The organism is Streptomyces endocoffeicus (genome assembly GCF_016741935.1).
Lineage (GTDB): Bacteria > Actinomycetota > Actinomycetes > Streptomycetales > Streptomycetaceae > Streptomyces > Streptomyces endocoffeicus.
This window is the reverse complement of sequence record NZ_JAERRG010000016.1, coordinates 189,110-215,938: the sequence shown is the minus strand read 5'-3', so window position 1 is coordinate 215,938 and position 26,829 is coordinate 189,110. Positions and strand designations below refer to the sequence as shown.

Below are 26,829 nucleotides of genomic sequence, written 5' to 3'. Positions count from 1 at the left end.
GGCGAAGTTATCCACAGGGGAGTTATCCACAGGACTGCCGGATAGGAGCCAGAAACGGAAGACTGAGTGCACTGCTGCAGGAGGGGGATCACCATGCCGGCGTCACTGGCGGTGCTGCGGGACAGCCACCGGACGGAAGTCGAGCGGCTGCTGTCTCGGGCCGTGGAGGAGGAGGTGCGCCGCTCGGGCGGGCGCACCGACGGCGGGGTGCTGCTCAGCCGGGCGCGCGGCGCGCTCGACGAGATGACCGCCGCCGCCGCGGAGGAGTACGGGGCGTATGTGCGCGCGCTGGATGAGTCGGACGCGGGCAGCAGACCGCTCTCCGCCCGGCTCTCGCGCGGGCAGCTGGGCACCCCGGCGCTGGCCGCGGCGGTCGCCGCGGTGGCGGCCTTCGGCGCGGATCTCGGGTACGGCACCTCGGCGGGCACGGCGCTGGGCGCGGGGGTCACGGCCGCCGTGGCCGGGTCGGCCGCCGCCGTCGTCAAGCTCACCGCGAGCCACTGGCCGGCCGCCCACCGCCAGGCCGCGCTGCGGAACCAGCCCGGTGGGGCCGAGCAGTTGCGGCTGCAGTGGCTCACGGCGGTCGAGGTGCGGGGCATCCGGCCGTTCATCGACCAGCACCGGATGACCACGGCCGCCACCCGCCAGGGCGGCGGTTCGGCGAAGCGCTCCGCCTCCGTCACCGGTCAGCCGAGGCTGCGTGGCGCGGACCGCAGCCAGGCGGCCCGCAGGCGCACCGTGCTGGAGCAGTCCTTCGCCCAGCTGCCCGAGGCGGACGGCCCGTTCGCCGGGCGCCATGCACAGATCACACAGATCGCGCAGTGGGTGCGGCAGGCCCGCGCGTCCACGGAGACCAAGCCCACGGTGGTGCTGCTGGAGGGCCCGCCGGGCTCCGGCCGGACCATGCTGGCCGTGCGGGCGGCCCACCATCTGCGCGATGAGTTCCGTGGCGCGTGCCTGGTCGATCTGCGCGGCGACAGCCCCGAGCAGGCCCCGCTGCCCACCCGCGACGCGCTGCTGCATCTGCTGAACCGGCTCGGCGCACCCCGCGACCAGCTGCTCTTCCGCGAGCGCTCCTCGCAGGACCAGCACATCAGACGGCTCACCGAGCTGTATCACCAGTATCTGACCGGGCTGCCGGTCACCATCGTGCTCGATGACGCCCGCGACGCCGAGCAGGTGCGCACGCTGATCCCCGAGCGGTCCGACGGCCTGGTCCTGATCACCTCGCGCACCCCGCTCGACCTGCCGGACGACCTCGCCGCCTGGGTGCACCGGATCGAGGTGGGCCCGCTGGACGAGCCGGGCGCCGAGGAGCTGCTGCGGGCCTCCGCCGAGGAGCCCACCGGCGCGGGCCCCTACGACGGGCAGTCCGTGGAGCGGATCGCCGAGCTGTGCGGGCGGCTGCCGCTGGCGCTGCGGATCGCGGGCTCCTCGCTCGGCCCCCGCTCCCCCGCCGCCCTGGTCACCGACCTGGAGGCGTACGGCCCGGTGGGCGCGATCGAGCGCACCCTGTGGCTGCGCTACACCGACCAGCAGGAGGGCGCCCGGCGGCTGCTGCGTCGGCTGGCGCTGGCCGGGCGGGCCAGCCTGGGCGGCGCCGCGGCCGCGGCACTGCTGGACGCCGATGAGCAGGAGGCCGGCCGCCATCTGGAGGCGCTCGGCCGGGCCGGGCTGATCCAGCATGTCCGCGGCAGCCGCTACCGCCTCCATGACCTGGTGCGTTCCTTCGCCCACGCCCGGCTGCTGGACGAGGAGGAGCCGGAGCAGCGCACCGCCGCGCAGGAGCGGCTGATCCGCAGCTATGCCGAGCTGGCGGATTCGGTGATCCGGCTGGTCGACGGCAAGACCTCCACCCGTGCCGACATCTTCGGCAAGGGCGCGGCCCATGGCTTCGCCTCGCTGGACGCGGCGCTGCGCTGGCTGGACGACGAGTCGAGCTTCATCACCGCCGCGCTGCGCCATGCCGAGGGCGTGGACCAGTCCGCGGTGCTGCACCTCCTGGGCGCGCTGTGCGACTACTGCCTGCTGCGCGGCGATCTCTACCGGCTGGGCGAGATCAGCGAGCTCACCCAGGCCGTCGACCAGGGGCTGCTGATGCGGTCCGTGCAGTGGCGCACCGGTATCGCGGCCCGCCAGCTCGGCGAGCTGGACCAGGCGCGCACCACGCTGTCCTCGGTGGTGGACCTGTATTTCGAGGCCCAGCACCAGGCGGGCGCGGCCCGCGCCCTGTGCAGTCTCGGTATCACCCTGCACCACCAGGGCAATCTCGTGCAGGCCGCGGCGAAGCTGCGCGAGGCGCTGGAGCTCCAGCGGGCCGAGGAGCTGCGCGGCGACCGGGCCTGGACGATGCACGCCCTGGCGGCGGTGGAGCGCGACCGCGGCGGGCTGACCGAGGCCCTGGAGCTGCTGGGCGAGGCGCTGGAGCTGCATGAGGAGAGCGAGAGCCTGCACGGCCAGGCGTGGGCGCACTTCCAGCTCGGCCAGGCCTGTCTGCGGATGGGAGATGTGCCGCGCGCCGAGTCCGAGCTGGGGGACGCGCTGGACGCCTACAGCCGCACCCATGACCAGCGCGGTGAGGCATGGGCGCTCACCCAGCTCGCCAGGGCCCGGCTGGTGGCCGGGGAGTCGTCGGTGGCCGTCGACCAGCTGCGCCAGGCCCTCACCCGCCACCGGGAGAACGAGGACGCGCGCGGCGAGGCGTGGACGCTGTACTACCTGGGCCAGGCGCTGGAGGAGCGCGGCGACCACGACTCGGCGGTGCGCGAGCTGGAGCGGGCCCGCACGATGTTCAGCCGGATGCGGGATGTGTACGGGCTGGCGTGTGCCCGGCATCACTCGGCACGGGTCACCCGTGATCTGCGGGCGGCGCAGACGGGCTCGCTGCGCAACAGCGGCTTCGCCCGGCAGCTGCTCCAGGACGCGCGGCAGGACTTCCGCCGGGTGGGCGTGGCCCATGGCGAGGCATGGTCCTGTGTCGAGCTGGCGGTGATCGACGCGGGAAACGGCAAGGCGGCGCAGGCGCTGGAGCTGGTGGACGAGGCGGCCGTGCTGTTCGCGGGGTACGGGGACCGGCGCGGCCGCTCCTGGGCCCGGTTCCTGCGCTGCACGCTGCTGCCGTTCGCCTCCGCCGGGGGCTCGGTCATCGGCACGGCGGTGGCCCAGGAGGAGCTGGCGGAGCTGATGCGGGAGATGCGCGAGGAGGGCACGGCGGGCGATTCCCGGCTGGCGGGGTGCGCGGAGGCGTTCGCGCTGGTGCTGGAGCGCGGCGTCGAGCCGGAGACGGGATGGCAGGCATGGCAGCTCGGCATGGTGCCGAGCCGCCACTCGCGCGAGGTCATGGCCGTGCTGCCGGACCGACCTCGCGCCTGAGCGCTCCGCTGGAAGTGCCCCTGCCGGAAGTGCGCTGTGATGCCGTCGATCGTGCGCGGGACACGCGGTCGGGCCCGGCCGGGGTTCAGGCCGTGCGCTCCTCGCCCTTGGTGCCCTTGGCACCCTTGGCGCCTTCGGCGGAGGCGGCCGCCGGAGCCTTGCCGGGCTCCTCCGGTGCCTCCTCGAAGTTCACCCGCTTCATGTGCTTGTTCATGGACTTCATCAGCAGCCACACCGCCGCGCCGATCACGGCGAAGACGATGAAACCGAGGACGCCCGGGGTCACCTTGTTCTCGTCCAGGTCCTTGGCGAGCGGGACGAGATGCGTCATGGCGAGGGTGCTGGTGGCGCTCATCATGGGGTCAATTGTTGCGGACGCCCGCGAAGAGGTCGTCCTCGGGGAGGGAAGTGTCCACGCGCGACTTCGCGAGCTCGTACTCCTCGGTGGGCCAGACCTCCTTCTGGATGTCCATGGGCACCCGGAACCAGCCGCCGTCGGGGTCGATCTGCGTACGGTGCGCGGCCAGCGCCTTGTCGCGGATCTCGAAGAAGTCGGCGCAGGGCACATAGGTGGTCAGGGTGCGCTCGGGCCGCCCGAACGTCTTCCAGCGCTCCAGCCACTCCTCGTAAGGCGAGTCCAGCCCGCGGGCCAGCAGCGCCTCGTGCAGCGCCACGGTGCGCGCCCGGTTGAAGCCCTGGTTGTAGTAGAGCTTCTGCGGCTGCCAGGGCTCCCCCGCCTCCGGGTACTTCTCGGGGTCACCGGCCGCCTCGAAGGCCACCATCGAGATCTTGTGGGTCATGATGTGGTCGGGGTGCGGATAGCCGCCATTCTCGTCATAGGTGGTGATCACCTGCGGCTTGAACGTACGGATCAGCTTCACCAGGGGCTCCGCCGCGGCCTCCACGTCCTGCAGTGCGAAGCAGCCCTCGGGCAGTGGCGGCAGCGGATCGCCCTCGGGCAGTCCGGAGTCCACGAAGCCCAGCCACTCCTGCCTGACGCCGAGGATCTGGCGCGCCTCGTCCATCTCCTTGGCGCGGACCTCGTGAATGTGCTCCTCGATGTAGGGGTCACCCTGGAGCTTGGGGTTGAGGATGGAGCCGCGCTCCCCGCCTGTGCAGGTGGCGACCAGCACATCCACCCCCTCGGACACGTACTTGGCCATGGTGGCCGCGCCCTTGCTCGACTCGTCATCCGGGTGCGCGTGCACGGCCATCAAACGCAGCTGCTCAGTCAAGTTCGATCCTCAGTGATTCGTCGTGGAAGACGGCTTCTATAGTGACCTAAACCGGGGACGAATAATTCCGATCTCTCCCCCAGCAGGAGGAACGCCCATGACCGCGGTGCGCGAGGGGCTGCCCGACGGGCGTTACGGCCGGTCCGCGGACGCGCGTGCCGACCGGACGCTGAAGATCGTCGGTGCCGTGCTCGGTGCCGGGCTGCTGGCCCTGATCGGGTGGTTCGGGTACGACTACATCGCCGGTCAGGACGTCAGCGGCCGGTTGACCGGTTTCAAGGTGGTCGCCGACGACGCCGTGGACGTCCGGCTGGAGATCACCAAGGATAAGGACGCGACCGGTGTCTGCACGGTGCGTACCCTGGACGAGTACCACGACGAGGTGGGCCGGAAGGACTTCACCTTCGGCCAGCGCCAGGAGGACATGGTCAAGGTCGTGACCGTGCGGACGACGGCCCGGGCGACCAGCGCCGAGTTGATCGGCTGCGAGCCTGTTCGATAATCGAACTGGACGTGTCGGGCGCCTGCCCCGATCTGACCAGCGCTGACGCGTTTCCTACGCATTGCGCCCGGTTCCCTCCTCCCCGTTTCTTGCCGGAATTGTTAGGCTCGTGGTTTCGCCCGGCTACGAAGGCGCACCCTTCTGAGTAGGGCGTTCATTTGTATTCCCAGTACCGACGAGGAGCACCTGTGACCCAGACCAGCGAGAACGTCACCTGGCTGACCCAGGAGGCGTACGACCAGCTCAAGGCAGAGCTGGAGTACCTGTCGGGTCCCGCACGTGTCGAGATCGCGAAGAAGATCGAGGCTGCCCGGGAGGAGGGTGACCTCCGGGAGAACGGGGGTTACCACGCCGCCAAGGAGGAGCAGGGCAAGCAGGAGCTCCGAGTGCGTCAGCTGACGCAGCTCCTGCAGCAGGCGAAGGTCGGCGAGGCACCCGCGGACACCGGCGTGGTCGCCCCCGGCATGGTGGTCACCATCGCCTTCGACGGCGACCCCGACGACACCGTGACCTTCCTGCTCGCCTCCCGTGAGTACGCGAGCGCGGACATCGAGACCTACTCGCCGCAGTCCCCGCTGGGTTCGGGTGTGAACGGCAAGAAGGTCGGCCAGGACGCGGAGTACGAGCTCCCCAACGGCCGCACCGCCTCGGTGCGAATCCTGGAGGCCAAGCCCTACCAGGGCTGAACGCCCGGTGTGAAGCCCCGGCCGAACGGCCGGGGCTCCCCCTCACCCCCGCACTCCCGCCGCCCCACACCCCCGGAAGGGCCGCTCAAGCGGCGCCCCCCGAAGAACGCTCAAGCGGCGCGCTCCCGGAAGAACCGGCTCAGGCGGTCGCCGAGCGGTACTTGCGCACCGCCAGCGTCCGGAAGACCACGACGATCAGGGCCGAGTAGATCAGCGACGCCCAGACCGGATGCTGCATCGGCCAGGCGCCGGACCGGGACAGGCCGGGGTCGCCGAAGAGCTGACGGCACGCCTGCACGGTGGCGCTGAACGGGTTCCATTCGGCGATGTGCCGCAGCCAGGGGGTCATCTGGCTGGAGTCCACGAAGGCGTTCGAGATGAACGTGACCGGGAACAGCCAGATCAGACCGCCGGAGGTCGCCGCCTCCGGGGTGCGGACGGACAGCCCGATCAGCGCCCCGATCCAGGTGAAGGCATATCCCAGAAGAAGCAGCAGGCCGAAGCCGCCCAGGATCTTCCCGATGTTGGTCGAGTCCGCGAAGCCGGGGCGCCAGCCCACGATCAGCGCGACGACGGCCAGCACCACCAGGGTGAGCGTCGTCTGCACCAGGTCGGCGAAGGTCCGGCCGGTGAGCACCGCGCCCCGGGCCATCGGCAGCGAGCGGAACCGGTCGATCAACCCCTTGTGCATGTCCTCCGCGATCCCCGCGCCCGCGCCCGCGGTGGCGAAGGTCACGGTCTGCGCGAAGATCCCGGCCATCAGGAAGTTCTTGTAGACGTCCGGGTCGGTACTGTTGCCGATCTTCATCGAACCGCCGAAGACATACGTGAAGAGAACCACGAACATCACCGGCTGAACTATCCCAAATAGGACCATTTCGGGAATTCTGGTCATCCGGATCAGATTCCGTCGGGCGATGACCAGGGAATCGCTCATCGTGCTCATTTCGCCTCCCCCTTCCCGGCGCCATGGCCGGTGAGCGAGATGAATACATCGTCCAGGGTCGGGCGGCGCAGCCCGATGTCGTCGATCTCGACACCACGGGTGTCCAGTTCGCGGATGACCTCGGCGAGCAGCTTGGCGCCGCCCACGACCGGGACGGTGACCTTACGGGTGTGCTCCTGCACCGTCGTCTCGCCCTTGCCCAGGACCCGCAGGACCTCCTCGGTGGCCGTGATGTCCTCGCGCTCATGCACCACGACCTCCACGCGCTCGCCGCCCGTACGGGCCTTGAGCTGGTCGGAGGTGCCGCGGGCGATGACCCGGCCGCGGTCGATCACGCAGATGTCGTGCGCCAGATGGTCCGCCTCCTCCAGATACTGCGTGGTCAGCAGCAGCGTCGTACCGCCGGCCACCAGCTCCTGGATGACCTCCCACAGCGCCTGTCTGTTCCGCGGGTCCAGACCGGTGGTGGGCTCGTCCATGAACATCACGGGCGGGCTGACCACCAGGGCCGCGGCGAGGTCCAGCCTCCTGCGCATCCCGCCGGAGTACGTCTTGGCGGTGCGGTCGGCCGCATCCGCGAGGCCGAACCGCTCCAGCAGCTCACTCGCGCGGGCTTTGGCCTCCCGCGCTCCCAACTGGTAGAGCTGGCCGACCATTCGGAGGTTCTCACGGCCGGTCAGATATTCGTCCACGGCGGCGAACTGGCCGGACAGTCCGATGGAGCGACGGACTTCGTTGGGGTTCTTGAGCACGTCCACCCCCGCGACCACCGCCGTCCCGCTGTCCGGGCGCAGCAGCGTGGTGAGCACGCGCACCGCGGTGGTCTTGCCGGCGCCATTGGGGCCGAGCAGTCCGAGCACGGTTCCTTCCGGTACGTCGAGATCGACGCCGTCCAGAGCCTTTACGTCACCGAAGGTCTTCACCAGACCCTCGGCGTGAATAGCGCCTGGCATGTTGGCACTCCCGGGGTTGGGTCAGTTCCACTCAATCAAGGCATAAGTCCGCCCATATGGGCAGCGCTCGGCAGCAACTGGACGGCAATCGTAACCGAGACGCGATACATCGCGACATACGCGAGGCGAACAAAATGAAGAAAGCGAGCCGCGGGGCCTCTACGTGCGTGAGACCCGCGAGAGAAGCCCCGCCCCCGGGCTCGGAGTCAGACCCGTCCCCGGGCTCGGGCTCAGACCCGTCCCCGGCGTCAGGCCATCACCGTGTACCCGGCGCCGCGCAGCGCCTCTCGGACGTCCTCGCAGTGGTCCGGCCCCTTCGTCTCCAGGTGCAGCTCCACCTCGGCCTCGCTCAGCCCGAGCCGCGGATTGGTGCGTACATGGCTGACGTCGAGCACATTGGCGTCCAGCGTCGACAGCACCGCCAGCAGCGTGGCCAGCGCCCCCGGCCGGTCGGTGAGCCGCAGCCGCAGCGACAGATAGCGCCCCGCCGCGGCCATGCCATGCCGCAGGATGCGCTGCATCAGCAGCGGATCGACGTTGCCGCCCGAGAGCACCGCGACCACCGGCCCCTCGAAGGACTCCGGCGCCGACAGCAGCGCGGCCACCGGGCTCGCACCCGCGGGCTCCACCACCAGCTTCGCCCGCTCCAGGCAGAGCAGCAGCGCACTGGACAGCTCGTCCTCGGTGACCGTACGGACCTCGTCGACGAGGTTCTCGATGATCTGGAACGGCACATCGCCCGGCCGCCCCACCTTGATGCCGTCCGCCATCGTCACGGGCGCGTCGATCGTCACCGGCCGCCCGGCCGCCAGCGACGGCGGATACGCCGCGGCACCCTCCGCCTGCACCCCCACCACCCGCACATCCGGCCGCAGCGCCTTCACCGCCACCGCGATCCCGGCGGCCAGCCCGCCCCCGCCGATACCCACCACCACAGTGCGCACCTCGGGGCACTGCTCCAGGATCTCCAGTCCCACCGTGCCCTGCCCGGCGATGACGTCCGGGTGGTCGAAGGGGTGGATGAAGACCGCGCCCGTGCGCTCGGCGTACTCCTGCGCCGCCCGCATCGTCTCGTCCACGATCTGGCCGCACAGCTGCACCTCGGCGCCGTAGTCCCGGGTGGCCGCGATCTTCGGCAGCGGTGCGCCCTCGGGCATGAAGACCGTCGAACGCACCCCCAGCAGCGAGGCCGCGAGGGCGACGCCCTGCGCATGGTTCCCGGCGCTCGCCGCGACCACCCCGGCCGCCCGCTCCTCGGGGCTGAGCCCCGCGATCCGCACATAGCCGCCGCGCAGCTTGAACGACCCGGTGCGCTGCAGGTTCTCGCACTTGAAGTGGACCGGCGCGCCGACCAGGCCGGACAGATAGCGGCTGCCCTCCAGCGCGGTGAGCCGGGAGACCCCCGAGAGCGTCTTCTGCGCGCTGCGGACGTCGTCGAGGGTGACCGTCGTCTCGGATCCCCCGGAGGTCGCCTCGGACCCCCGGGATACGGAACCTCCGGATACGGAACCCGCGGATACGGAACCCGCGGACGCGGTACCCGCGGACCCGGACGCGGGGGCGGACGCAGGGACGGGAGAGGTGAGGTGCGAGGCCGGGCCGGACCCGGAGCCGGGCCCGTCCTCGTCGCCGTGTCGTGCAGCCATGGTCCCCAGTCTGGCAGCTCACCCCTGACGGGCCCCCGCGGGCCGAGCCGGTGCCCGGGTTGGCGTCATGCCGGTGCCGTACCAGGGCCCGCCGACGGTCCACGGCGCCGGGGAACGGCTCAGAACGGCAGGTTGTGGCTCGATGGCCGTCAGGTTTCTGCAGCTCCCGTACGGGCGGGCTCCCAGCCGCGTACTCTGTGCCACATCCCACAGACCACCGCATGAAGTGAGCCCTAGGCCATGCCCACCCAATCGGACATGACGACTCAACTCGACACCGGCGTACTGGACGCGCTCCAGCATCAGGTCGCCGTCTTCGCCCGCCGTGCGGAACAGACCCGGCTCGGCGGCGTCGGCCAGGCCCGCAATTCCATGGACCGAGCCGCGTATCTGCTGCTCAACCGGCTCGACCAGGAAGGCCCCATGGGGGTCAAGGCGCTTGCGGGGAGCATGGGCATCGACTCGTCCACCGTGACCCGCCAGGTCGCCCCGCTGGTCGACTCCGGCATGGTCAAGCGCACCTCGCACCCCGAGGACGGCCGCGCGGTCGTGCTGCAGCTCTCCCCGAGGGGCAAGGCCCGCCTGGAGGAGGTGCGTTCGTCACGGCGCGATCTGATGTCCCGCGTGACCGGGGACTGGACGACGGAGGAGCGCGATCTCTTCTGCGACCTCCTGACCCGCTTCAACGTCGCCCTCTCCGCCGCGCACACCACGGTGCCCCAGGCGACGCCCGCCACCTGACCCCGGCGCAGACATCTTGACCAGGTGCCTGTGCCTGCCGTGTCCTAAAAGGAACGGGAGGCGGAGGGCGTGGTGCGAGAACGGCGGGCAGCACGGGATGGCCGCCGGGCCCGGGAGTTCGAGGCATTCGTCGCGGGCGCGGGTGGCCGACTGCTGCATGCGGCCACGCTGCTCACGGGGGAGCCGACGGGGGACACCGAAGCCGCCGAGCGCCTGCTGACCGCCGCGCTCGCGCGCACGTACGCCCGCTGGGACCGGCTGCGCGGCGAGGATCCGTACGACCACACCCGCCGGACGCTGGCCGCCCTCTTCGCCCACCGGGGCCACCGCTACCGCCGCCCGCGCGGCGGCACCCTGGCCCGGCTCACCCCGCAGGAGCGGCTGGTGCTGGTGCTGCGGCTGTACGAGGGGGTCGCGGAGGAGCAGACGGCGGCGGCGCTCGGCCTCCCGGTCGAGCGTGTTCGGGCGATCTGCACCCGCGCGGTCACGGCGATGCGCAGCGCGGCGGCCCGGCGCGACACGACTGGAACGCCACTGTCCGCCGGAACGCGTCCGTCCGCCGGAACGTCATCCTCCACCGGAACGCCACCGTCCACCGGCACCACCGACACCACCGACAGCCGGGCGACCCCCGGGGCGACGGGCCCCGGAGCCGAGGCCGACGCCGGAGCCGGGGTCAAGGCAGGAGCCGACGGCGGAGCCGGAGCCGAGGCAGGAGCCGGGGCCGCCCCATGAGCTTCCCGGACCGCAAGGAGACCGAGGTCCGCCGAATGCTGGAGGGCCCGCATCCGGCGCTGCCGCCGGATCTGGCGGGCCGGGCGGCCGAACGAGGACGGCGAATGCTCCACCGCCACCAGGTGGTGCGCACCATCGGCTGGCTGCTACTGCTCGCCGCGGTCGTCGCGTTCGGCGTCTGGGCGGCGATCGTCGAACCGTGGGCCGCGCCACCGCCCACCGACACCACCCCGCCCCTCGAGGGGTGGTGACCACTCGAGGGGCGGTCACCGCTCAAGGGAGGTGACCACCCTCATAAGTCCGTAAGTCCAGACCTCAGACCTCAGACCTCAGACCTCAGCCCAGAGCCTGGCCCAGATCCATCAGCAGATCGTCGACCGACTCGATGCCGACCGACAGCCGTACGAGATCGGCCGGCACCTCGAGCGCCGAGCCCGCCGCCGAGGCGTGCGTCATCCGCCCCGGGTGCTCGATCAGCGACTCGACACCACCGAGGGACTCCCCCAGCGTGAACAGCCGCGCCCGGTCGCACACCTCGACCGCCGCCTCCTCGCCGCCCGCGACCCGGAACGACACCATGCCGCCGAAGGCCCGCATCTGCTTGGCCGCGATCTCGTGCCCCACGTGCTCCGGCAGCCCCGGGTAGTAGACCTGGGTCACCTTGGGGTGCGCGGTGAGCATCTCGGCGATCCGCGTGGCGTTGGCGCTGTGCCGGTCCATCCGGACGGCGAGGGTCTTGATGCCGCGCATCACCAGCCAGGAGTCGAAGGGCCCGGCGATGGCGCCCATCGCGTTCTGGTGGAAGGCGAGTTCATCGCCGAGGCCGGTGTCGGAGACGATCAGCGCACCGCCGACGACGTCCGAGTGCCCACCCATGTACTTGGTGGTGGAGTGCACCACGACGTCCGCGCCGAGCGCGAGCGGCTGCTGGAGGTAGGGGCTGGCGAAGGTGTTGTCCACCACCAGCCGGGCCCCCGCGGTGCGGGCGACATCGGCGACGGCGGCGATGTCGGTGATGCCGAGCAGCGGGTTGCTGGGGGTCTCGACCCAGATCACCTTCGTACGGGGGCGGAGCGCGGCCCGTACCGCCGCCGGGTCGGAGCTGTCGGCGACCGACCACTCCACGCCCCAGCGCTCCACGACCTTCGCGAACAGGCGGAACGTACCGCCGTACGCGTCGTTCGGGATCACGACGTGGTCGCCCGGCGCCAGGAGCGTGCGCAGCAGGCAGTCCTCGGCGGCGAGACCCGAGGCGAAGGCCAGGCCACGGCTGCCGCCCTCCAGCGCCGCCAGGTTCTCCTCGAGCGCGGTGCGGGTGGGGTTGGCGGAACGGCTGTACTCATAGCCGCCCCGCAGACCCCCCACGCCGTCCTGCTTGTAGGTGGAGACCTGGTAGATCGGGGGGACGACGGCGCCGGTGAGGGAGTCCGCCTCCTGGCCCGCGTGGATGGCGAGCGTCTCGAAACTCTGAGGATGCCCCTGGGGGTGCTGGTGGCTCATGGGCCCGAGCGTAACGCCCGACGCGCCCGTGCTGGATTCAACGACTACCGGGGCGCAGAGGAACGAGGACCGGGGCGCATAGGCTGGACCACAAGCCGTTCCGCACCACAAGCCGTTACGGGCCTTCACACGGGGACACCTCATGGAGCTTCTGATCTTCCTCATCGCCATCGTCATGATCGGCGGGCTGATCGTCGTACCGGCATTGCGGCGGATGCGCGGGGGCCGCGGGGCCATGCAGGGCGCGATGCGCGCCTCGGACCCGCAGGAGTACGGCTTCGTCCCGCGCGAACGGCTGGACGTACGGCTGCCCGGCCCGGACCGGCAGCTGATCGACGCGCTGGAAGAGGTCCAGGCCCGGCAGGACTGGCAGCCGGCCGCCCGTCTGCTCGCGCTCACCGACGCCACCTCGGAGCTGCGCTGGCAGCGGGTGCAGACACTGGCCGGGGCGGCGGCCTTCGAGCTCGCCCAGGCCCCCGGCCAGGGCGGCATGTGGCTGCGCACCTGGCGGGTGGCGGCCCCCGAGGACCCGGGCGCGGCGGCGGTGCACGCGGAGTTCCTGGTCCGCCAGGCGCTGCTCGACCCGTCCTCGCAGGACTTCCGGATGATCCTGGAGGAGGCCCGGGACGTCTGCCACGAGGCGGCCCGGCTGGCCCCGGAGGACCCGGTTCCGCACATCGTCGAACTCGGCGTGGCCCGCGGGCTGGCCTACCGGCAGGCCGACTTCGAGGAGCTGTGGACCAAGGTCACCAAGCTCGCCCCGCACCACATGGGCGCCCACCTGGCCGCCCTCCACTACTGGTGCGAGAAGTGGCATGGCTCCCAGGACCGCGCCGACGCCTTCACCCACGCGGCCGCCGCCTCCGCCCCCGCGAAGAGCCTGCTGCCCGCCCTCCCCCTCTTCGGCGTCTTCGAGCACCTGCCGGAGGCCAACCTCGTGCGCACCCTCTACCGCAGCGAGGTGATCACCAAGGCGATGGAGGGCGCCCTCTACGCCGTCCGCCAGGCCCCGGCCGATCACCCGGTACTGCCGCACGTCCGCCACCTGCTGGTCTTCTTCCTGGTCCGCGCGGAGCGGTACGCGGAGGCCCTGGAGCAGCTGCGCCATGTGGACGGCCATGTGGGTGCGGTCCCGTGGTCGTACGGAGTGGACCCGGCGGCCGAGTACACGGTCTACCGGGCGCTGGCGGTGGCGGGCTGGGAGGGCGGCGGCGGCACCCCGGCGACGCTGCCGCGGTGAGGGGGGCCGCGAACGGCCCGGAATTCCGGTAGCCCCGTACCCGTTGAAGGAAATGCGCCGCGCACTCGTATAAGACGAAGACCGCAAAGAACGTACGACGACGTACGACGACGTACGACGAAGGACTACGACGAAGGACGTGGCAGCCCCCGTACCCGTCCCGCGAGGAGCCCGAAGATGCTGTTCAGCCGCCACAGGAACCACCTCCCCACCGCCGAGGAGGCGCTGAAGGGCCGCCCCGAACCGGGCTTCAGCGTGCCCGACCGCCACACGGTCCTCGGCAACCCCCTGACCGGCCCCTACCCGGAGGGCCTGGTCGTCGCCGACTTCGGCCTGGGCTGCTTCTGGGGCGCGGAGCGGAAGTTCTGGGAGGCCCCGGGCGTGTGGACCACGCTCGTCGGCTACCAGGGCGGCCACACCGAGAACCCCAGCTACGAGGAGGTCTGCAGCGGCCTCACCGGCCACACCGAGGCCGTCCGCGTCGTCTTCGACCCGAAGATCACCTCCTACGCCGCCCTCCTGAAGGTCTTCTGGGAGTCCCACGACCCCACCCAGGGCTTCCGCCAGGGCAACGACGTCGGCACCCAGTACCGCTCGGCGATCTACTCCCACTCCCCCGAGCAGCAGTCCGAGGCCGAGTCCTCCCGCACCGCCTACCAGTCCGTCCTGACGAGCTCCGGCTACGGCGAGATCACCACCGAAATCCTCCCCGCGGGCCCCTTCTACCCGGCCGAGCCCTACCACCAGCAGTACTTGGACAAAAACCCGGCCGGCTACTGCGGCATCGGCGGCACGGGCGTCTCCTGCCCAATCGGCGTGGCCCCGGCGGACGGCTAGAGGTCGCTGGTCGCCGGCGCGACCGGCCAAGACCAACGGGGTGCGGAATCCGGGAGTTGTATGTCCCGCGCTCGACCGTTTACCGCCCTGCCGGGGCGACCGCGGCGACGCCGTCGATTTCGATGAGCACGCCATCGCGGACGAGTTGCGTGACCACCGTGGTCCGGGCGGGCAGCGGAGAGCAATCCGCGAAGAACTCCCCGTATACGCGGTTGAAGGCGGCGAAGTGGCTGCGGTCGCTGAGGTAGCAGGTGCACTTGACGATCAGGTCCTTGCCGCCACCAGCCGCGACGAAGACCGCCACGAGGTTACGCAGAACCTGCCGCGCCTGGGCGTCGAAGTCGGTCGGTATCTCGTGCGTAACGGGGTCGAGCGGCCCCTGCCCGGAGGTGAAGATCAGGTCACCGGTCCTGATGGCCTGGGACAGCGGGGGCTCGGTGCCGTCGGGGAAGCGTACGAACGGGGCGTTCTCGGTGTGGATGCCTTCGATCATGGCGGCATTCTCCTATCTGAGGGGATCCCGCGAGCCGCGATGAGTCCTGGGGCGTCCGGCGGTCCTACTGTCGAGCGTCTTACCGAGGAGGACTTCTGATGCGCAGCGTGACCTATTCGATGAACGTCTCGCTCGACGGCTATATCGTCGGGCCGGACGGCGGCCTCGACTGGACGCCGCCCGATGAGGAGGTCTTTCGCTCCTGGATCGACGAGATCCGGGAGGTCGGCGTCCACCTGTTGGGGCGACGGCTGTACGAGACGATGCTGTACTGGGAGACCGCCGACCAGGATCCATCGCTCGACGATTCAAGGCTCGAGTTTGCCGCGCTCTGGAAGCCGCTCCCCAAGGTGGTGTTCTCCACCACGCTGTCGGCGGTGCGGGGCAATGCCCGCCTGGCCTCCGGCGGCCTGGCGGAGGAGATCGAGCGGTTGCGAGCCGAGCCCGGGGAGGGCGACATCGCGATCGGCGGCGCGACGCTCGCCGCCGAGGTGGCCGCGTTGGGTCTGATCGACGAGTACCGGGTCAGGGTCTACCCGGTGCTGGTCGGCGGTGGCATTCCGTTCTTCCCCCAGCACGAGCGCCGGGTGGATCTCGAGCTCGTCGAGACCCGCACCTTCGGCTCAGGGGTCGTCCACCTCCGCTACCGCGTGACGCGCCAGGTGTAATGACCCGGCCTTGTCACCTCGCTCCCGATCCGGTCGGGTGCGTGGGCGGCCGGGCCCGTCGCAGGGCAGGCGTATGGCTTCGAGTACCGCGCGGAACCGCGGCGAGTCGCCGCGCCGGCCCGCCGTGACCAACAGTCCGTAGCCACCGCCAACCACGCCGGACGGACAGAATGGAAGGGGGAACGACCCGGGCACGATGAGCCCGGCGGCGGAGCGCGCAAGAGGCGGTGGCCGATGACGGACGACGGCGACGGCGGGGGCAGGGGCGCATGGGGCCGTGCCCCGGCGCAGCTCAGCGGGCTGCTGGGGCTCGTTGAGGCCGCGCTCCTCGACGAGCGCGACAGGTCCGCCTTCCTGGAGGAGACCACCCGGCGCCTGGGCGCGTCGCTCCATCACGGCCGTACCGTCCGTGCGCTCGTGGAGATGGTGATCCCGAAACTGGCGGACGCGTCCGTGGTCGTCCTGCCCGCGAGCGGACGCCGTACCCACTGGCGCCGGGCGGGTCCGGGCGATGCCCGGTCCGCCGGGGAGGTGGCGGTCGCAACACTCGAGCGGATACCCAAGGTCGCGGACGCGCTGTACGGACTCCAACCGCGCCCCGCCGTCATACGCCCCCAGGAGATGGCCGCGCTCGACGACGTCCTGCCCGGTGAGCTCGTTCACGGCGAGGAGGCACTGGTGGTCCAGCTCGCCGCGGGAGGCGTACCGGCCGGTGCGCTGATCATGCTGCGCGGCCCGGAGCGCCCCCGCTTCGAGGACGCGGACATCGAACTGGCGCATCAGTTCGCCCTTAGGGCCGGACTCGCGCTGGCAACGGCGGCGCTCTACTCGCAGCAGGCCCATACCATCGCCGTCCTCCAGGCCAGCATGGCTCCGGAGCCGCTGCCGGTGGCCGACGGGCTCAGGCTCGGCGCCGCCTACCGGCCGGCCGCGGAGGCTCTGCGCATCAGCGGCGACTACTACCACGTGGCCCCTTGCCCCGCGGGCGGGGTCACGTTCTTCTTCGGCGATGTGTCCGGCAAGGGTGCGGAGGCCGCGGTGCTGGCAGGGCGCGTACGGCAGAGCATGCGCACCCTGGCCATGGTCAAGCGGGGGCCCGATCTCCTGGGCGACCTCCAGTTGCTCAACGACCTCGTCATCAGCGCCGGCCACCGCTTCACGACCCTGGTCACGGGCTCCGCCCGGCCCTGCGACGACGGCTCGGTGAAGGTGGAGATCGCCAGCGGCGGCCACCTCCCCCCGCTCGCGCTTCGTGGCGACGGAAGGGTCGAGGAGATCGTCTGCGAGGGCATGCTCGTCGGGGCGGTGCCCGATCCCAGTTTCGGCCGTACGGAGCTCCGCCTCGAACCGGGTGAGCTGATGCTCCTCTACAGCGACGGGCTCACCGAGGCCCGAGGTGGGATGAGCGGACGGGACATATACGGCGACGAACGCCTCGTCGACGCGCTGGCCGGCTGCGTCGGCATGCAGGCGCCGTCGGTCGCCGAGCGGCTGGAGCTCCTCACGACCGAATGGCTCGCGGGCCGCCCGCACGACGACATCTCCATCCTGACGCTTCAGGCGCCTCCCCGCCGTGGCTCACCACCGCGCCGTCGGCCCGGGGGCCCCGGCGGGTCGGCGAGCACCGGCGGGTCGGCGCGCACCGGGGAGTCCGCGAGCACCAAGGAGTCCGGGACCTCATGAATGCCACCGGGATCACCGACGCCGTCCGGGCGGACTTCGACGTTTGCCTGGCCGACGCGGACGAGGGCGGAGCGCTGGAGCTGGCCGTCGGCCTGGTGACGAGCGGCGTGAGCGCGGAGGACGTACTGCTCGGGTTGGTGGCACCCGCCCAGGTGCGGGTCGGTGAGAGGTGGGAGTCCGGCGAGTGGACGGTGGCGCAGGAGCACGCGGCCACCCATGTCAGCAGGCTGACGGTGGACGCGGTCGCCTCCGCCGCCCGCGCCCCTGTGGGCGGCGGATCACCGCGCCATGTGCTGGTGGCGTGCGGCGACGGCGAATGGCATGTACTGCCCTCCCACATCCTCGCCGAGGTGCTGCGTCTGCGCGGCTTCCAGGTGCGCTCACTCGGCGGCTCGGTCTCCCCGCACGAGCTCCTCTCGGACGTCCATCAGAACGGCCCTGACGTCGTCGCTCTCTCGTGCACGCTGACGTTCAACCTTCCGCTCGCACACCGGCAGATCGAAACCTGCAGATGCGCCGGTGTCCCCGTCATGACGGGCGGCCCGGGGTTCGGCCCCGAGGGCATATGGGCATACGCGCTGGGCGCGGACCTGTACGCGGCAGACGCCCGCGACGCGGCGGAAGCGCTGCTTCGCCACTGGCCACCGGTGCTGCGCGGGGAGTCCTCGGTCCAGGACGGTGCCGTGGAGGAGTACGCGGCACTCGTCAGACGACGACCCGATCTGCTGGCGCACTTGGCCCATGTGCTGCGTGACGTGTTCCCCGGCCTGCGGGAACGCCCGGATATCCCGAATATCCCGTATAGCTCGGGCAGCTCGGGCAGGGAACACGAGGAGGGCACCGAGTTTCTGGGCCGGTTGCTGGATTCCCTGGCGGCGGCCGTGTTCGTCGGCGACGAGCGCGTATTCACCGGGCAGCTCGCCTTCGCCGCGGCATACTTCTCCGCCCGCTCGGTGCGTCCCCGCTGCCTCCTCGCGATGACGGACGCCCTGGCCGACCGCCTGCGCGGGTCGCCCCGGACCCTCGGCACACTCTCGGCGGGGCGCCGATACCTCGTCACGCGGGAGGCGGACTCCCGCCGTCCCGAATGACCAGCCGGTCCACCGAACGGCCGACCGCGGACCGGGCTCCCGGCGTCACCGGACCGGAAGCCGTGTCGACACACTGTTGTGGCAGCGGCGCACGTTCTGGGCGGCGGAGACGAATTCGCTGACCAGTGGGGTGGCGGCATCCCGCCGTTCAGCGGTCGCCGGTGAGCATGATCACGGGGCATCGCTCGCCGTCGATGCCGCCGAGCCGGTCGCGCCGGTCATGGTCGCGAGTAAAAGTGCGGGTCCCCGGCTCGGTGTCGACCACCGCGACGGCCATGCCGTGAGAATCGGGGCCGCGGTTGCCACAGCCTGGGGCGCACGGACATCCCGCGCGCCCCGGGCTTCGCCGTGCACGTGCGCCGTGCACGTGCGCCGTTCCCGAACGGCCATGACTCGCCGCGCCTGCGTTGGGTGTCGACGCGCCGCCTTGAGAGGCGTCCGCCGAGGACCGGACAGATGGCATCAGCTGGAGGACAATCACCGGCTATGGCCATCGATTACCGCAAGCGTCCGAAAATCGACTACCGCAAGCGCCCTACGGCGTCGGCTCCCGCGATCAGTCTGGAAAAGGTCGCCGCCCAGGCTCCAGGGCTGGTCAGTCTCTACAAGACCGCCGCGGTCTCCTTGGCCAAGCACGATGCCGGTGGGCAACGGGCCGCGGTGTACCTGGTGCTGGACCGCTCCGGAAGCATGCGCCGGTACTACCGGAACGGCTCCGTACAGCACTTGGCGGAGCAGACTCTCGCCCTCGCGGCGAACCTCGATGACGACGGGGTCGTGCCGGTCGTCTTCTTCTCCACGGACATCGACGGAACCGCCGAGATCGGCCTCGACGCCTACCAGGACCGGATCAACCCCCTGCACGACTCGATGGGCCATATGGGCCGCACCAATTACCACGTCGCCATGCAGGCCGTTATCGACCACTATCAGGCGTCCGGGGCCGACGATCCGGCATTCGTCGTCTTCCAGACCGACGGCTCCCCCACGTCCAAGGCGGCGGCGGAGCACGTGCTGTGCACGGCCTCGAAGCTGCCCATCTTCTGGCAGTTCATCGGGTTCGGCGACGACGAATTCCGCTTTCTGCACAGACTCGACGACCTGCCGGTGCCGAACCGGCGCGTCGTCGACAACGCCGGATTCTTCGCCGCCGGACCGACACCGAAGACCCTCTCCGACGCCGCACTCTACGATCAGCTACTCCATGAATTCCCGCTGTGGCTCGACTCCGCCCGCTCAGCCGGCATCTTGAAAGACTGAGAAAACCTTGGAGATCGAATGAACGAGAACCCGGCAAGCGTCGTTGAGGCGGCGTTCCGTTATTACCGGTCACAGGACCGCGAGGCGGCCCTCCCCCTTTACGCCGACGACTTCACGTTCACCAGCCCCCAGGACGACCATATCGACAAGGCAACGTTCTTCGAGAAGTGCTTTCCCACCGCCGACCGACTCAGGGAGCAGCGGTTGCTGTACGTCACGCCCGCGGACCAGGAACTCGTCTTCGTCTGCTACGAGTACGAGCTGACGACGGGCGACCGGCACCGCAATGTCGAGGCGATCACCGTGCGGGACGGACTCATCCGGGAGGTGCAGGTCTTCTTCGGCGGCAAGGTGTGAGCCGTCCGGCGGCCCAGGAGCCTCCGCCGCTTCGGCCGGCTACTCGGCCTCGCTACTGGCCGGAGGGCGTCGGTGCCGGTGCGAGGCCGTCTTCGACCAGGCCGGCGAGGACCGCTTCACCGAGGGCGTGGACGGCGGACTGGGGGCGGACCATGACGGTGAACTCCTTGATGCGGCCGTCGTCGGCGAAGTGCAGCAGGTCGATGCCGTGGATCTCCTTGTCGCCCACCCTGGCGCGGAAGAGCAGCACCGCCGACGGGGCGGACGTGCCGTCGGTGCTGGTCTGCGCGGTGCCGGTGTGGTCGCCGAGGTAGCGGAAGTCCTGGAAGGTGCGCAGCAGGACCGCGAAGAGGCCCAGCACCATCGGCTTGCCCTCGAAGGGGGTGAACTTGACGGGGCTGCAGAAGCGGATGTCCTCGGTGAACAGGTCGTCCAGGGCCGCGAGGTCCCGGTTGTCGATGGCGGTACGGAAACGGTCGGCAGTGGTCATTGCACACCCGCCTTCCTTCATAATCATGGATGTGAGTAGTCATTTTCATGACTATCATGGTCGCGTGTCCGGCGACAGGGGCATGCAAAGAGGCACGCACAGAGGCATGCGCAGAGGCATGCGGAGACACGGAGGCATGGAGGAGGCGATCCGATGGCCCTGCGGCACGCCGTGCTGGCGGCACTGCTCGAGGGGGAGCTCAGCGGATACCAGCTGACCAAGGCGTTCGACATCGGCGTGGCCAACTTCTGGCACGCCCAGCCACAGCAGCTCTACGCCGAGCTGACCCGCCTGGAGAAGGACGGGCTCATCGCGGGCCGGGCCGTGGTCCAGGAGACCCGCCCCACCAAGCGGTTGTTCCAGGTGACCGATGCCGGGCTGGCGGAGCTGGAGGAGTTCACGGCGGCGTTCGCCAAGCCGTCCTTCATCCGCGACGACCTGCTCGTCAAGGTCCAGGCCGCGGACCATGTCGACAAGGAGACCCTGATCGCCCAGCTCGCCGAGCGCGCCACCTTCGCCGAGGCCAAGATCCAGCTCTTCGGCAAGCTGCTGCGCAAGATGCGCGGTGACCGTACGGAGGAGGAGTTCCTGCGCCACGGCCACCGCATCGGCCCGTATCTGACCTGCCTGCGCGGCCTGGCCCTCGAACAGGGCAACCGCGACTGGTGCGAGCGCACGATCACCGTCCTGCGAGAGAGGCAGCAGCACAACCATGCCCGACACTGACGCGGCGTACAGCCGCTACGTCGCGCTGGGCGACAGCCAGACCGAGGGCCTGGGCGACGGCGACGACGTCGCGGGTCTGCGCGGGTTCGCCGACCGCCTGGCCGAACACCTCGCCCACGCCAACCCCGGCCTCTCGTACGCCAATCTCGCCGTACGGGGCCGTCTCGCCGCGCAGGTCCACGCGGAGCAGCTCGCGCCCGCCCTGGCCCTCCGCCCCGATCTGGCCACCGTCGTCGCCGGGGTCAACGACCTCCTGCGCCCCCGCTTCGACGCCGACCACGTCGCCCATCACCTGGAGGCGATGTTCGCCGCGCTCACCGCGCAGGGCGCCCGGGTCGCCACGCTCACCTTCCCCGACCCCGCCCGCATCAGCCCCCTGGCACGTCCCCTCACCCCACGCGTCATCGCCGTGAACGAGCGCATCCGCGAAGCCGCCCGGCGCCACGGCGTCACCGTCGCCGAAACCGGCCACTACCCCGTCGTCAACGACCCCCGCATGTGGAGCCCCGACCGCCTCCACGCCAGTTCCCTCGGCCACCAGCGCATCGCCGCCGCCCTCGCCCACACCCTCGGCCTCCCCGGCGCCGACGACACCTGGAGCCACCCCCTGCCCGCGCCGGCGACACCCGCACCCACCGGATGGCGCGCCGCGACCGACGAACTCCGCTGGACCGCCACCTTCCTCGGCCCCTGGCTCACCCGCCGCCTCCGCGGCCGCTCCTCCGGCGACGGCCGCACCGCCAAGCGCCCGCGGCTGGGGCCGGTGCGAGCAGATCGGACGAAGTCCGTGAGCGATGGTGGGGATGTTCAGGGAACTCACCCCGGGTGACGCTCACTTGAAGCGCTCACGCCGGCGCCCTGCAGCCGGGGCGAAAATCAATGGCCAATGGAATCGGACGGCTTCACGCTGTACGCCATGACCGAAGCACAACGCGGGATCCGTGCGCTCCACACGGCATCCACGATCACTGTTTACCAGGCGTACCCGCCCGAGATCGGCGTGCCCGCGGTTCGTCAGGGCCAGTTCCCCGCCGCGTGGAAGCGGGACCGAATGACGTGGATCAAGCCGTCGTTCCTCTGGATGATGTACCGCTGCGGCTGGGGCACAAAGCCGGGGCAGGAGACCGTACTTGCCGTCGAGATCACTCGCGCGGGCTTCGAGTGGGCGCTGCGCAACGCGTGCCTGTCGAGTTACGTACGTGGGCTGCACCCCGACCTCACCACCTGGCAACGCCAGGTGAGGCGTGCACCGGCCCGCGTCCAGTGGGACCCCGAGCGCGATCTGCGCCTCCAGGCCCTGCCCTACCGCTCACTGCAGCTCGGGCTCTCGGGTGAGGCCGTACGCCGTTACGCCGACGAGTGGACGGTCTCCATCAGCGACGTGACCCCGCTCGCCCACGAGATCCACGCGCTCGTCAGCAGCGGCGACGTGGAATCCGCGGCCCAGCGGCTGCCCCAGGAGCGGGAGTACCCGGTCGCCGACGAGCTGACGGCCCATCTGCGCTCGTAAGCGTTCGGCGGTCAGGCTGGGGCAGTTCGGTTCGCGGTGATCACCACCGTGGCGTACGGCATCGTGAAGCTGCCGCCCATCGCGTCGATGGCCGCGCCAACGCCCTCCAGCACCTCCGCCAGCCCGGCCGGAGGGAGCCGGGTGAAGGCGCCCTGGGTGGGGATCTGCTCGAGCCAGGCGTCCCGGGTGTAGGTCCACTCCCAGTCGAACCGCCACTGTTCCGGTTCGCCGAACGCGCCCGCCGCCCGTATCCCGTCGGCGGCCTTGGTGAGGATCGGCTGATGCGTGTCCAGGCCGCCCCGCGTCATGGCCCGGAAGTCGAACGGCGCGTCGGGCATCACCCGTCGGCAGACCGTGGCCAAGGCCTCCGCCAGATCGGGTGGGAGCCGGAAGACGTTCCAGAACGCGGCCAGCCGGGCGCCCGGCCGCAGTACCTGCGCGGCTTTGGCCGCCCCCGCGACCGGGTCGATCCAATGCCACGCCTGGCCCGCGATCACGGCATCGAATTCCCGACCGGCCGGGTCCCAGGCCTCGAACGCGCCCACTATGAGTGGGCACTTGCCCACTCGTCAATCGGGCGGGCCCGCGAACAAGGTGAGGAGGGACGCACGGTGCCGACAGGGGTGGCCATGCGTGACGTACGCGAGCAGTTGTTCCAGGCCGCCGAGCGAGTCCTGCTCCGGGACGGGCCCAGCGCGCTGACCAGTCGGGCGGTCACCACGGAGGCGGGCTGCGCGAAGGGCGTCCTGCACCGGCACTTCGCCGACTTCGACGCCTTCCTCGCCGAGCTCGTACGGGATCGCATCGCCCGGCTCGGCCACCAGTCCGCCGCCCTGCGCGACTCCGCCGGGACCGGCTCCGTCACCGGCCACCTCGCCGACGCGCTGACGACCCTGTTCGAGTCGGTCGCCGTGGCCATCGTCAGCCTCGTCACCTCGCGGGACGAGCTGCGCGCCCGGCTCCGCGAGACCACGCCGACCGGTGTGCCGCTCCTGATGGAGGCCACCGCCATGATCGCCTCCTACCTCACCGCCGAGCGGGACCGGGGACGCATCGCGGCCGACGCCGACATCGACGCGCTCGCACCCACGGTGATCGGGGCCGGGCATCTGCTCTTCGCGGACCGCGAAGCCGCGCCGCCGGACACCGGGGCCGTCCGCAAGGTGGTGACCACCGTCATCGCCGACGTCGTACGGGAGCCGTAGCCCCGACACGACGATGTCCGCGAGTCGGCGGTCCGGCCCGTGCGCCTGCCCATGGACAGCGTGGCCGCTCGTCGCGGAAGATCGGGATCCACGACCAATCGGGGTCCACGACCGATCGGGGTCCACGACCGATCGGGGTCCACGACCGATCGGGATATGGACGGATCCCGTTCCAGACCCACCGGAGGACGCCCCGATGCGCCCTGACGACCTCATCGGCCCGGAACGTCGGCTCTGGGCGGCCTTCGCCGCGGGGGACGAGGTCGACCTGCGACCGCGCGACGCGGACGGCGGGGCGGTGCTGGACGGCGGCAGTTGGGGGCCGGAGCGCCGGGTGCGGGCCTCGGTGATCCGCTCGTTGCTGCTGGGCGGTGCCGATGCCACCGGTGGGGAAACTCCGATGGTCCACCTGACGGGCGCTCGGGTATCGGGGAAGCTGCGCCTGATCTTCGCCGAGGCGTGCTGCGTACTGTGGCTGGAGGAGTGCTGGTTCGAGGAGGCGCCGCAGCTGTACGGGGCCAAGCTGCGAGTGACCAGCTTCGGCGGCTCGTACTTACCGGGGCTCGGGATGAGCGCCACGACGGTTGACGGGAACCTCGACCTGATGAACTGCCGCGTTCAGGGCGGGGTCACCGTGCATGACGCCCAGATCAGCGGAAGTCTGCTCCTCCAAGGCGCGCACCTCTCGCATACCGGGGGTGTGGCCCTGGACGGCGCGCGCCTCGAGGCGAAGGGCGTCGTCGGGACCGACGGATTCCGCGCCGCCGGAGCCATCACGCTGACCAGCGCCACCATCAGCGGATCGGTCAGCTTCGACACGGCGTCCCTCGCCCCCGCCCACGGGATGGCCCTCTCCTGCCGGCACCTCCAGACCGGAGAGCTGCTCCTCCGGCCCGCGCGGGCCACGGGAGGGATGGACCTGCGTCACGCCGCCGTTGGCGTACTCCGGCTCCATGACGACCCTCGCGAACAGCCGCCCCTCCAACTCGACGGCCTGGTCTACCGGTCGCTGGAACCACACCTGCCGGCCGACCAGCGCCTCGAGCTGCTGAGCCGTGATCCCGACGGGTACCGGCCCCAGCCGTACCAACAGCTCGCCACCGTGTACCAGTCCATCGGTCAGGACCGCGACGCCCGGACCGTGCTCCTGACCCGCCAGCGGCACCGCCGCGCGACCCTGCCCTGGTACGCCCGCGCTTGGGGCCATGCGCAGGATGCCACCGTCGGGTACGGCTATGTGCCGGAACGTGCCGCGGTGTGGCTGCTGGCCCTGCTCGCCACGGGTGCCACCGTCTTCGCCCTGCACCGGCCCACCCCGCCGAGCGGTACGCCCCACCCGGTGTTCAGTCCGGTGATGTACAGCCTGGACCTGCTCCTTCCTGTGATCGACTTCGGCCAGGAGCGGGTGTTCCAGCCGGCGGGGCCGACCCAGTGGATCGCTTGGCTCCTGATCGGCGCGGGCTGGCTGCTGGCGACCGCCCTCGCCGCGGGCATCACCCGGGTCCTGTCACGCCAATAGGCGGAAGTCGACCATGCGGAGACGCCCCGATCACGCTCAACTCCGGGCCGACGCCCCGCCGGACACCGGCCCCCACCGGACACCAGCCCCCGCCGGACACCGGCCCCCATCGGTCAGCCGTACCCCCGTCGGTACGATCAGTACGGAACGGGGAACCCATCCCACAGGGGAGCAGGTCATGTCCGAGTCGACCGTGTCCGGCCGAAGTGACTCACCCGCCGTCGCGCTGGGCCCCACCGCGCTCGTTCTCGGCGTGTCCTCCGCCGTGGGCGCGTTGGGCGTATTCGGGTCCACGCTCGTGCTCATCGCCCTTCCGTGGACGATCATCGCCGGGGCGCTCGCCATCGTTCTCGGGGCCATGGGTGTGCACCACGCCCGCCGCGGGGCCGGGCGCCTGTGGACCGCCATTGCCGGAGCCGCCCTCGGTGCCGTCGGATTCTTCGGCACCACCGCCCTTCTCTGGTCCTTGGGCGGCTGACTACACGTTGGTGTCGAGCTCGGCGGCGGACGCGATGATGGCGTCAAGGACGGTGAGGACTTCCTTGCGGGGCTCGGAGCGGGTGGTGCGGTGCCGGGCGATCAGACGGCGGGTCCCCAGGCCGGGCAGGGACACCGCCTTTACGCCGTCGGGCAGCACACCCAGCACGGCCAAGGCGGGCACGATCGCGATGCCCAGACCCCCCGACACCAGCGAGAGCGCGACGTCGTAGTCGTAGTAGCTGTGGACCGGGGGCGTGGCCTTCAGCCCGCCCCTGGCCTGTTCGGTGGCGCTGTGGGAGGCCGCGTCCGGGTCGACCCCGAGCCAGGTGAGGTGCTCCAGATCCGCCGTACTGACCGGGACCGGCGTCGCCGCGGGCATGATCACCACCCATGGTTCCTCGAGCACCGGCACATCGCGGGTGCCGCGCACGGCCCGGTGTCCGATGGGGCTCTCGGCCTCCAGAACGATCAGGTCGACCGCTCCCGACCGCAGCTCCTGCTGGGCCTTCTCGCCGTCCATCTCGCGGATCAGCAGTTCCAGACCGGGGAACTGCTCGCGCATCCGGTGCACCAGCGGTACGAGCAGCATGCGGATCACCGTCTTGAAGGCGCTGATGACGACCGTGCCCGTCACCTCCCCCTGCAGCGCGGCCAGTGCCTTGCGGGCGTCGGTCAGCTCGGACTCGACGCGTTCCGCGGCTTCGGCGAGAACCCGGCCCGCCTGTGTGAGGACGGCTCCACGGGGCTGACGATCCAGAACGGTGACGCCGACCGCGTCCTCCAGGCGGGCGATCTGCTGGGACACGGCGGACGGTGTGAGATGCAGGACATCCGCCGCCGCCAACACCCCTCCGGCCCGGTGGACGGCCAGCAGCACGGCCAGTTTGCGTGCGTCGATATCCATTCAGTTCAGCTTAATGCAGGGAGAAGATAACTTCGATTGATGTGTATCCT

Annotated in this window: 29 protein-coding genes and 1 pseudogene; 19 read left to right on the top strand and 11 right to left on the bottom strand. The window is 70.9% G+C overall.

The window, feature by feature from the left end:
* Positions 1-93: 93 nt before the first annotated feature.
* A complete protein-coding gene (locus JK364_RS57140; protein WP_201855096.1) occupies positions 94-3,372 on the top strand; it encodes a tetratricopeptide repeat protein in 3,279 nt (1,092 codons plus the stop codon).
* An 85-nt stretch (positions 3,373-3,457) separates the two neighbouring features.
* On the opposite strand, the gene JK364_RS33435 is transcribed toward JK364_RS57140, so the two are convergent.
* On the bottom strand, positions 3,458-3,727 hold the full coding sequence (locus tag JK364_RS33435) for a hypothetical protein (RefSeq protein ID WP_201855146.1): 270 nt from the start codon (positions 3,725-3,727) through the stop codon (positions 3,458-3,460).
* Between the two features lie 7 nt (positions 3,728-3,734).
* Positions 3,735-4,607: a mycothiol conjugate amidase Mca gene (gene mca / locus JK364_RS33430; RefSeq protein WP_201855095.1), complete on the bottom strand. Its 873-nt coding sequence runs from the start codon at positions 4,605-4,607 to the stop codon at positions 3,735-3,737.
* A gap of 97 nt (positions 4,608-4,704) precedes the next feature.
* Between mca and JK364_RS33425 the strand changes: the two genes are divergently transcribed.
* Both JK364_RS33425 and greA read left to right on the top strand, forming a co-directional pair.
* Positions 4,705-5,109 (top strand): DUF4307 domain-containing protein, encoded by a 405-nt coding sequence (locus JK364_RS33425; protein WP_201855094.1) that lies wholly within the window; start codon positions 4,705-4,707, stop codon positions 5,107-5,109.
* Positions 5,110-5,297: 188 nt separating this feature from the next.
* Positions 5,298-5,795, top strand: a complete 498-nt coding sequence (gene greA / locus JK364_RS33420) for a transcription elongation factor GreA (RefSeq protein WP_201855093.1) — start codon at positions 5,298-5,300, stop codon at positions 5,793-5,795.
* 139 nt (positions 5,796-5,934) lie between these two features.
* On the opposite strand, the gene JK364_RS33415 is transcribed toward greA, so the two are convergent.
* The 3 genes from JK364_RS33415 to ilvA all read right to left on the bottom strand — a co-directional run bounded on the left by JK364_RS33415 (position 5,935) and on the right by ilvA (position 9,340).
* Positions 5,935-6,741 (bottom strand): ABC transporter permease, encoded by an 807-nt coding sequence (locus JK364_RS33415; RefSeq protein ID WP_201855092.1) that lies wholly within the window; start codon positions 6,739-6,741, stop codon positions 5,935-5,937.
* Entirely contained in the window at positions 6,738-7,694 is a 957-nt protein-coding gene (locus JK364_RS33410) for an ATP-binding cassette domain-containing protein (protein ID WP_201855091.1), read from the bottom strand. The genes JK364_RS33415 and JK364_RS33410 overlap by 4 nt, the downstream gene beginning before the upstream one ends.
* A gap of 248 nt (positions 7,695-7,942) precedes the next feature.
* Complete coding sequence (gene ilvA, locus JK364_RS33405; RefSeq protein ID WP_201855090.1) at positions 7,943-9,340, bottom strand: threonine ammonia-lyase; 1,398 nt, start codon at positions 9,338-9,340, stop codon at positions 7,943-7,945.
* A gap of 240 nt (positions 9,341-9,580) precedes the next feature.
* Here ilvA and JK364_RS33400 point away from each other — a divergent pair, with 240 nt between their 5' ends.
* The 3 genes and pseudogenes from JK364_RS33400 (at position 9,581) to JK364_RS33390 (ending at position 11,067) form a co-directional block, all read left to right on the top strand.
* Positions 9,581-10,081, top strand: coding sequence for a MarR family winged helix-turn-helix transcriptional regulator (locus JK364_RS33400; RefSeq protein ID WP_201855089.1), 501 nt, complete (start codon positions 9,581-9,583; stop codon positions 10,079-10,081).
* 72 nt (positions 10,082-10,153) lie between these two features.
* A pseudogene (locus tag JK364_RS55725) lies at positions 10,154-10,603 on the top strand (sigma factor-like helix-turn-helix DNA-binding protein); the annotation flags it as partial.
* 209 nt (positions 10,604-10,812) lie between these two features.
* On the top strand, positions 10,813-11,067 hold the full coding sequence (locus JK364_RS33390) for a hypothetical protein (RefSeq protein WP_086886529.1): 255 nt from the start codon (positions 10,813-10,815) through the stop codon (positions 11,065-11,067).
* Positions 11,068-11,152: 85 nt separating this feature from the next.
* Here the strand turns inward: JK364_RS33390 and JK364_RS33385 are convergent, their stop codons facing one another.
* Positions 11,153-12,316, bottom strand: coding sequence for a cystathionine gamma-synthase (locus JK364_RS33385; RefSeq protein WP_201855088.1), 1,164 nt, complete (start codon positions 12,314-12,316; stop codon positions 11,153-11,155).
* A 142-nt stretch (positions 12,317-12,458) separates the two neighbouring features.
* Here JK364_RS33385 and JK364_RS33380 point away from each other — a divergent pair, with 142 nt between their 5' ends.
* Complete coding sequence (locus tag JK364_RS33380; RefSeq protein ID WP_201855087.1) at positions 12,459-13,556, top strand: hypothetical protein; 1,098 nt, start codon at positions 12,459-12,461, stop codon at positions 13,554-13,556.
* Between the two features lie 177 nt (positions 13,557-13,733).
* Complete coding sequence (msrA, locus tag JK364_RS33375; protein WP_201855086.1) at positions 13,734-14,393, top strand: peptide-methionine (S)-S-oxide reductase MsrA; 660 nt, start codon at positions 13,734-13,736, stop codon at positions 14,391-14,393.
* A gap of 79 nt (positions 14,394-14,472) precedes the next feature.
* Here msrA and JK364_RS33370 read toward each other — a convergent pair whose 3' ends face one another.
* Positions 14,473-14,886, bottom strand: coding sequence for a RidA family protein (locus tag JK364_RS33370; protein WP_201855085.1), 414 nt, complete (start codon positions 14,884-14,886; stop codon positions 14,473-14,475).
* A gap of 98 nt (positions 14,887-14,984) precedes the next feature.
* On the opposite strand from JK364_RS33370, the gene JK364_RS33365 reads away from it, so the two are divergent.
* The 3 genes from JK364_RS33365 to JK364_RS33355 all read left to right on the top strand — a co-directional run bounded on the left by JK364_RS33365 (position 14,985) and on the right by JK364_RS33355 (position 18,328).
* Entirely contained in the window at positions 14,985-15,554 is a 570-nt protein-coding gene (locus JK364_RS33365; RefSeq protein ID WP_201855084.1) for a dihydrofolate reductase family protein, read from the top strand.
* 234 nt (positions 15,555-15,788) lie between these two features.
* A complete protein-coding gene (locus JK364_RS33360; RefSeq protein WP_230992860.1) occupies positions 15,789-17,237 on the top strand; it encodes a PP2C family protein-serine/threonine phosphatase in 1,449 nt (482 codons plus the stop codon).
* Positions 17,234-18,328 (top strand): cobalamin B12-binding domain-containing protein, encoded by a 1,095-nt coding sequence (locus JK364_RS33355; protein WP_201855083.1) that lies wholly within the window; start codon positions 17,234-17,236, stop codon positions 18,326-18,328. The genes JK364_RS33360 and JK364_RS33355 overlap by 4 nt, the downstream gene beginning before the upstream one ends.
* A 148-nt stretch (positions 18,329-18,476) precedes the next feature.
* On the opposite strand, the gene JK364_RS57135 is transcribed toward JK364_RS33355, so the two are convergent.
* Positions 18,477-18,605, bottom strand: coding sequence for a hypothetical protein (locus JK364_RS57135; protein ID WP_269146330.1), 129 nt, complete (start codon positions 18,603-18,605; stop codon positions 18,477-18,479).
* 209 nt (positions 18,606-18,814) lie between these two features.
* Between JK364_RS57135 and JK364_RS33350 the strand changes: the two genes are divergently transcribed.
* Positions 18,815-19,588: a vWA domain-containing protein gene (locus tag JK364_RS33350; protein ID WP_201855082.1), complete on the top strand. Its 774-nt coding sequence runs from the start codon at positions 18,815-18,817 to the stop codon at positions 19,586-19,588.
* An 18-nt stretch (positions 19,589-19,606) separates the two neighbouring features.
* Positions 19,607-19,945: a nuclear transport factor 2 family protein gene (locus JK364_RS33345; RefSeq protein WP_201855081.1), complete on the top strand. Its 339-nt coding sequence runs from the start codon at positions 19,607-19,609 to the stop codon at positions 19,943-19,945.
* Between the two features lie 52 nt (positions 19,946-19,997).
* Here the strand turns inward: JK364_RS33345 and JK364_RS33340 are convergent, their stop codons facing one another.
* On the bottom strand, positions 19,998-20,435 hold the full coding sequence (locus JK364_RS33340; protein WP_201855080.1) for a nuclear transport factor 2 family protein: 438 nt from the start codon (positions 20,433-20,435) through the stop codon (positions 19,998-20,000).
* A gap of 153 nt (positions 20,436-20,588) precedes the next feature.
* On the opposite strand from JK364_RS33340, the gene JK364_RS33335 reads away from it, so the two are divergent.
* The 3 genes from JK364_RS33335 to JK364_RS33325 all read left to right on the top strand — a co-directional run bounded on the left by JK364_RS33335 (position 20,589) and on the right by JK364_RS33325 (position 22,671).
* The gene (locus tag JK364_RS33335; RefSeq protein WP_201855079.1) at positions 20,589-21,161 is read left to right on the top strand and encodes a PadR family transcriptional regulator; all 573 of its coding nucleotides are present in this window, start codon (positions 20,589-20,591) and stop codon (positions 21,159-21,161) included.
* On the top strand, positions 21,148-21,990 hold the full coding sequence (locus JK364_RS33330) for an SGNH/GDSL hydrolase family protein (protein ID WP_201855078.1): 843 nt from the start codon (positions 21,148-21,150) through the stop codon (positions 21,988-21,990). Before JK364_RS33335 ends, JK364_RS33330 begins: the two co-directional genes overlap by 14 nt.
* Before the next feature lie 87 nt (positions 21,991-22,077).
* On the top strand, positions 22,078-22,671 hold the full coding sequence (locus tag JK364_RS33325) for a DUF4291 domain-containing protein (RefSeq protein ID WP_201855077.1): 594 nt from the start codon (positions 22,078-22,080) through the stop codon (positions 22,669-22,671).
* 11 nt (positions 22,672-22,682) lie between these two features.
* Here JK364_RS33325 and JK364_RS33320 read toward each other — a convergent pair whose 3' ends face one another.
* Positions 22,683-23,216: a class I SAM-dependent methyltransferase gene (locus JK364_RS33320; RefSeq protein WP_372462027.1), complete on the bottom strand. Its 534-nt coding sequence runs from the start codon at positions 23,214-23,216 to the stop codon at positions 22,683-22,685.
* A 66-nt stretch (positions 23,217-23,282) separates the two neighbouring features.
* On the opposite strand from JK364_RS33320, the gene JK364_RS33315 reads away from it, so the two are divergent.
* The 3 genes from JK364_RS33315 to JK364_RS33305 all read left to right on the top strand — a co-directional run bounded on the left by JK364_RS33315 (position 23,283) and on the right by JK364_RS33305 (position 25,873).
* A complete protein-coding gene (locus JK364_RS33315; RefSeq protein WP_201855076.1) occupies positions 23,283-23,876 on the top strand; it encodes a TetR/AcrR family transcriptional regulator in 594 nt (197 codons plus the stop codon).
* A 196-nt stretch (positions 23,877-24,072) separates the two neighbouring features.
* On the top strand, positions 24,073-25,395 hold the full coding sequence (locus JK364_RS33310; RefSeq protein WP_201855075.1) for a membrane-associated oxidoreductase: 1,323 nt from the start codon (positions 24,073-24,075) through the stop codon (positions 25,393-25,395).
* 178 nt (positions 25,396-25,573) lie between these two features.
* Entirely contained in the window at positions 25,574-25,873 is a 300-nt protein-coding gene (locus JK364_RS33305) for a hypothetical protein (RefSeq protein ID WP_201855074.1), read from the top strand.
* On the opposite strand, the gene JK364_RS33300 is transcribed toward JK364_RS33305, so the two are convergent.
* Positions 25,874-26,779, bottom strand: a complete 906-nt coding sequence (locus JK364_RS33300) for a LysR family transcriptional regulator (protein ID WP_201855073.1) — start codon at positions 26,777-26,779, stop codon at positions 25,874-25,876.
* Positions 26,780-26,829 lie beyond the last annotated feature (50 nt).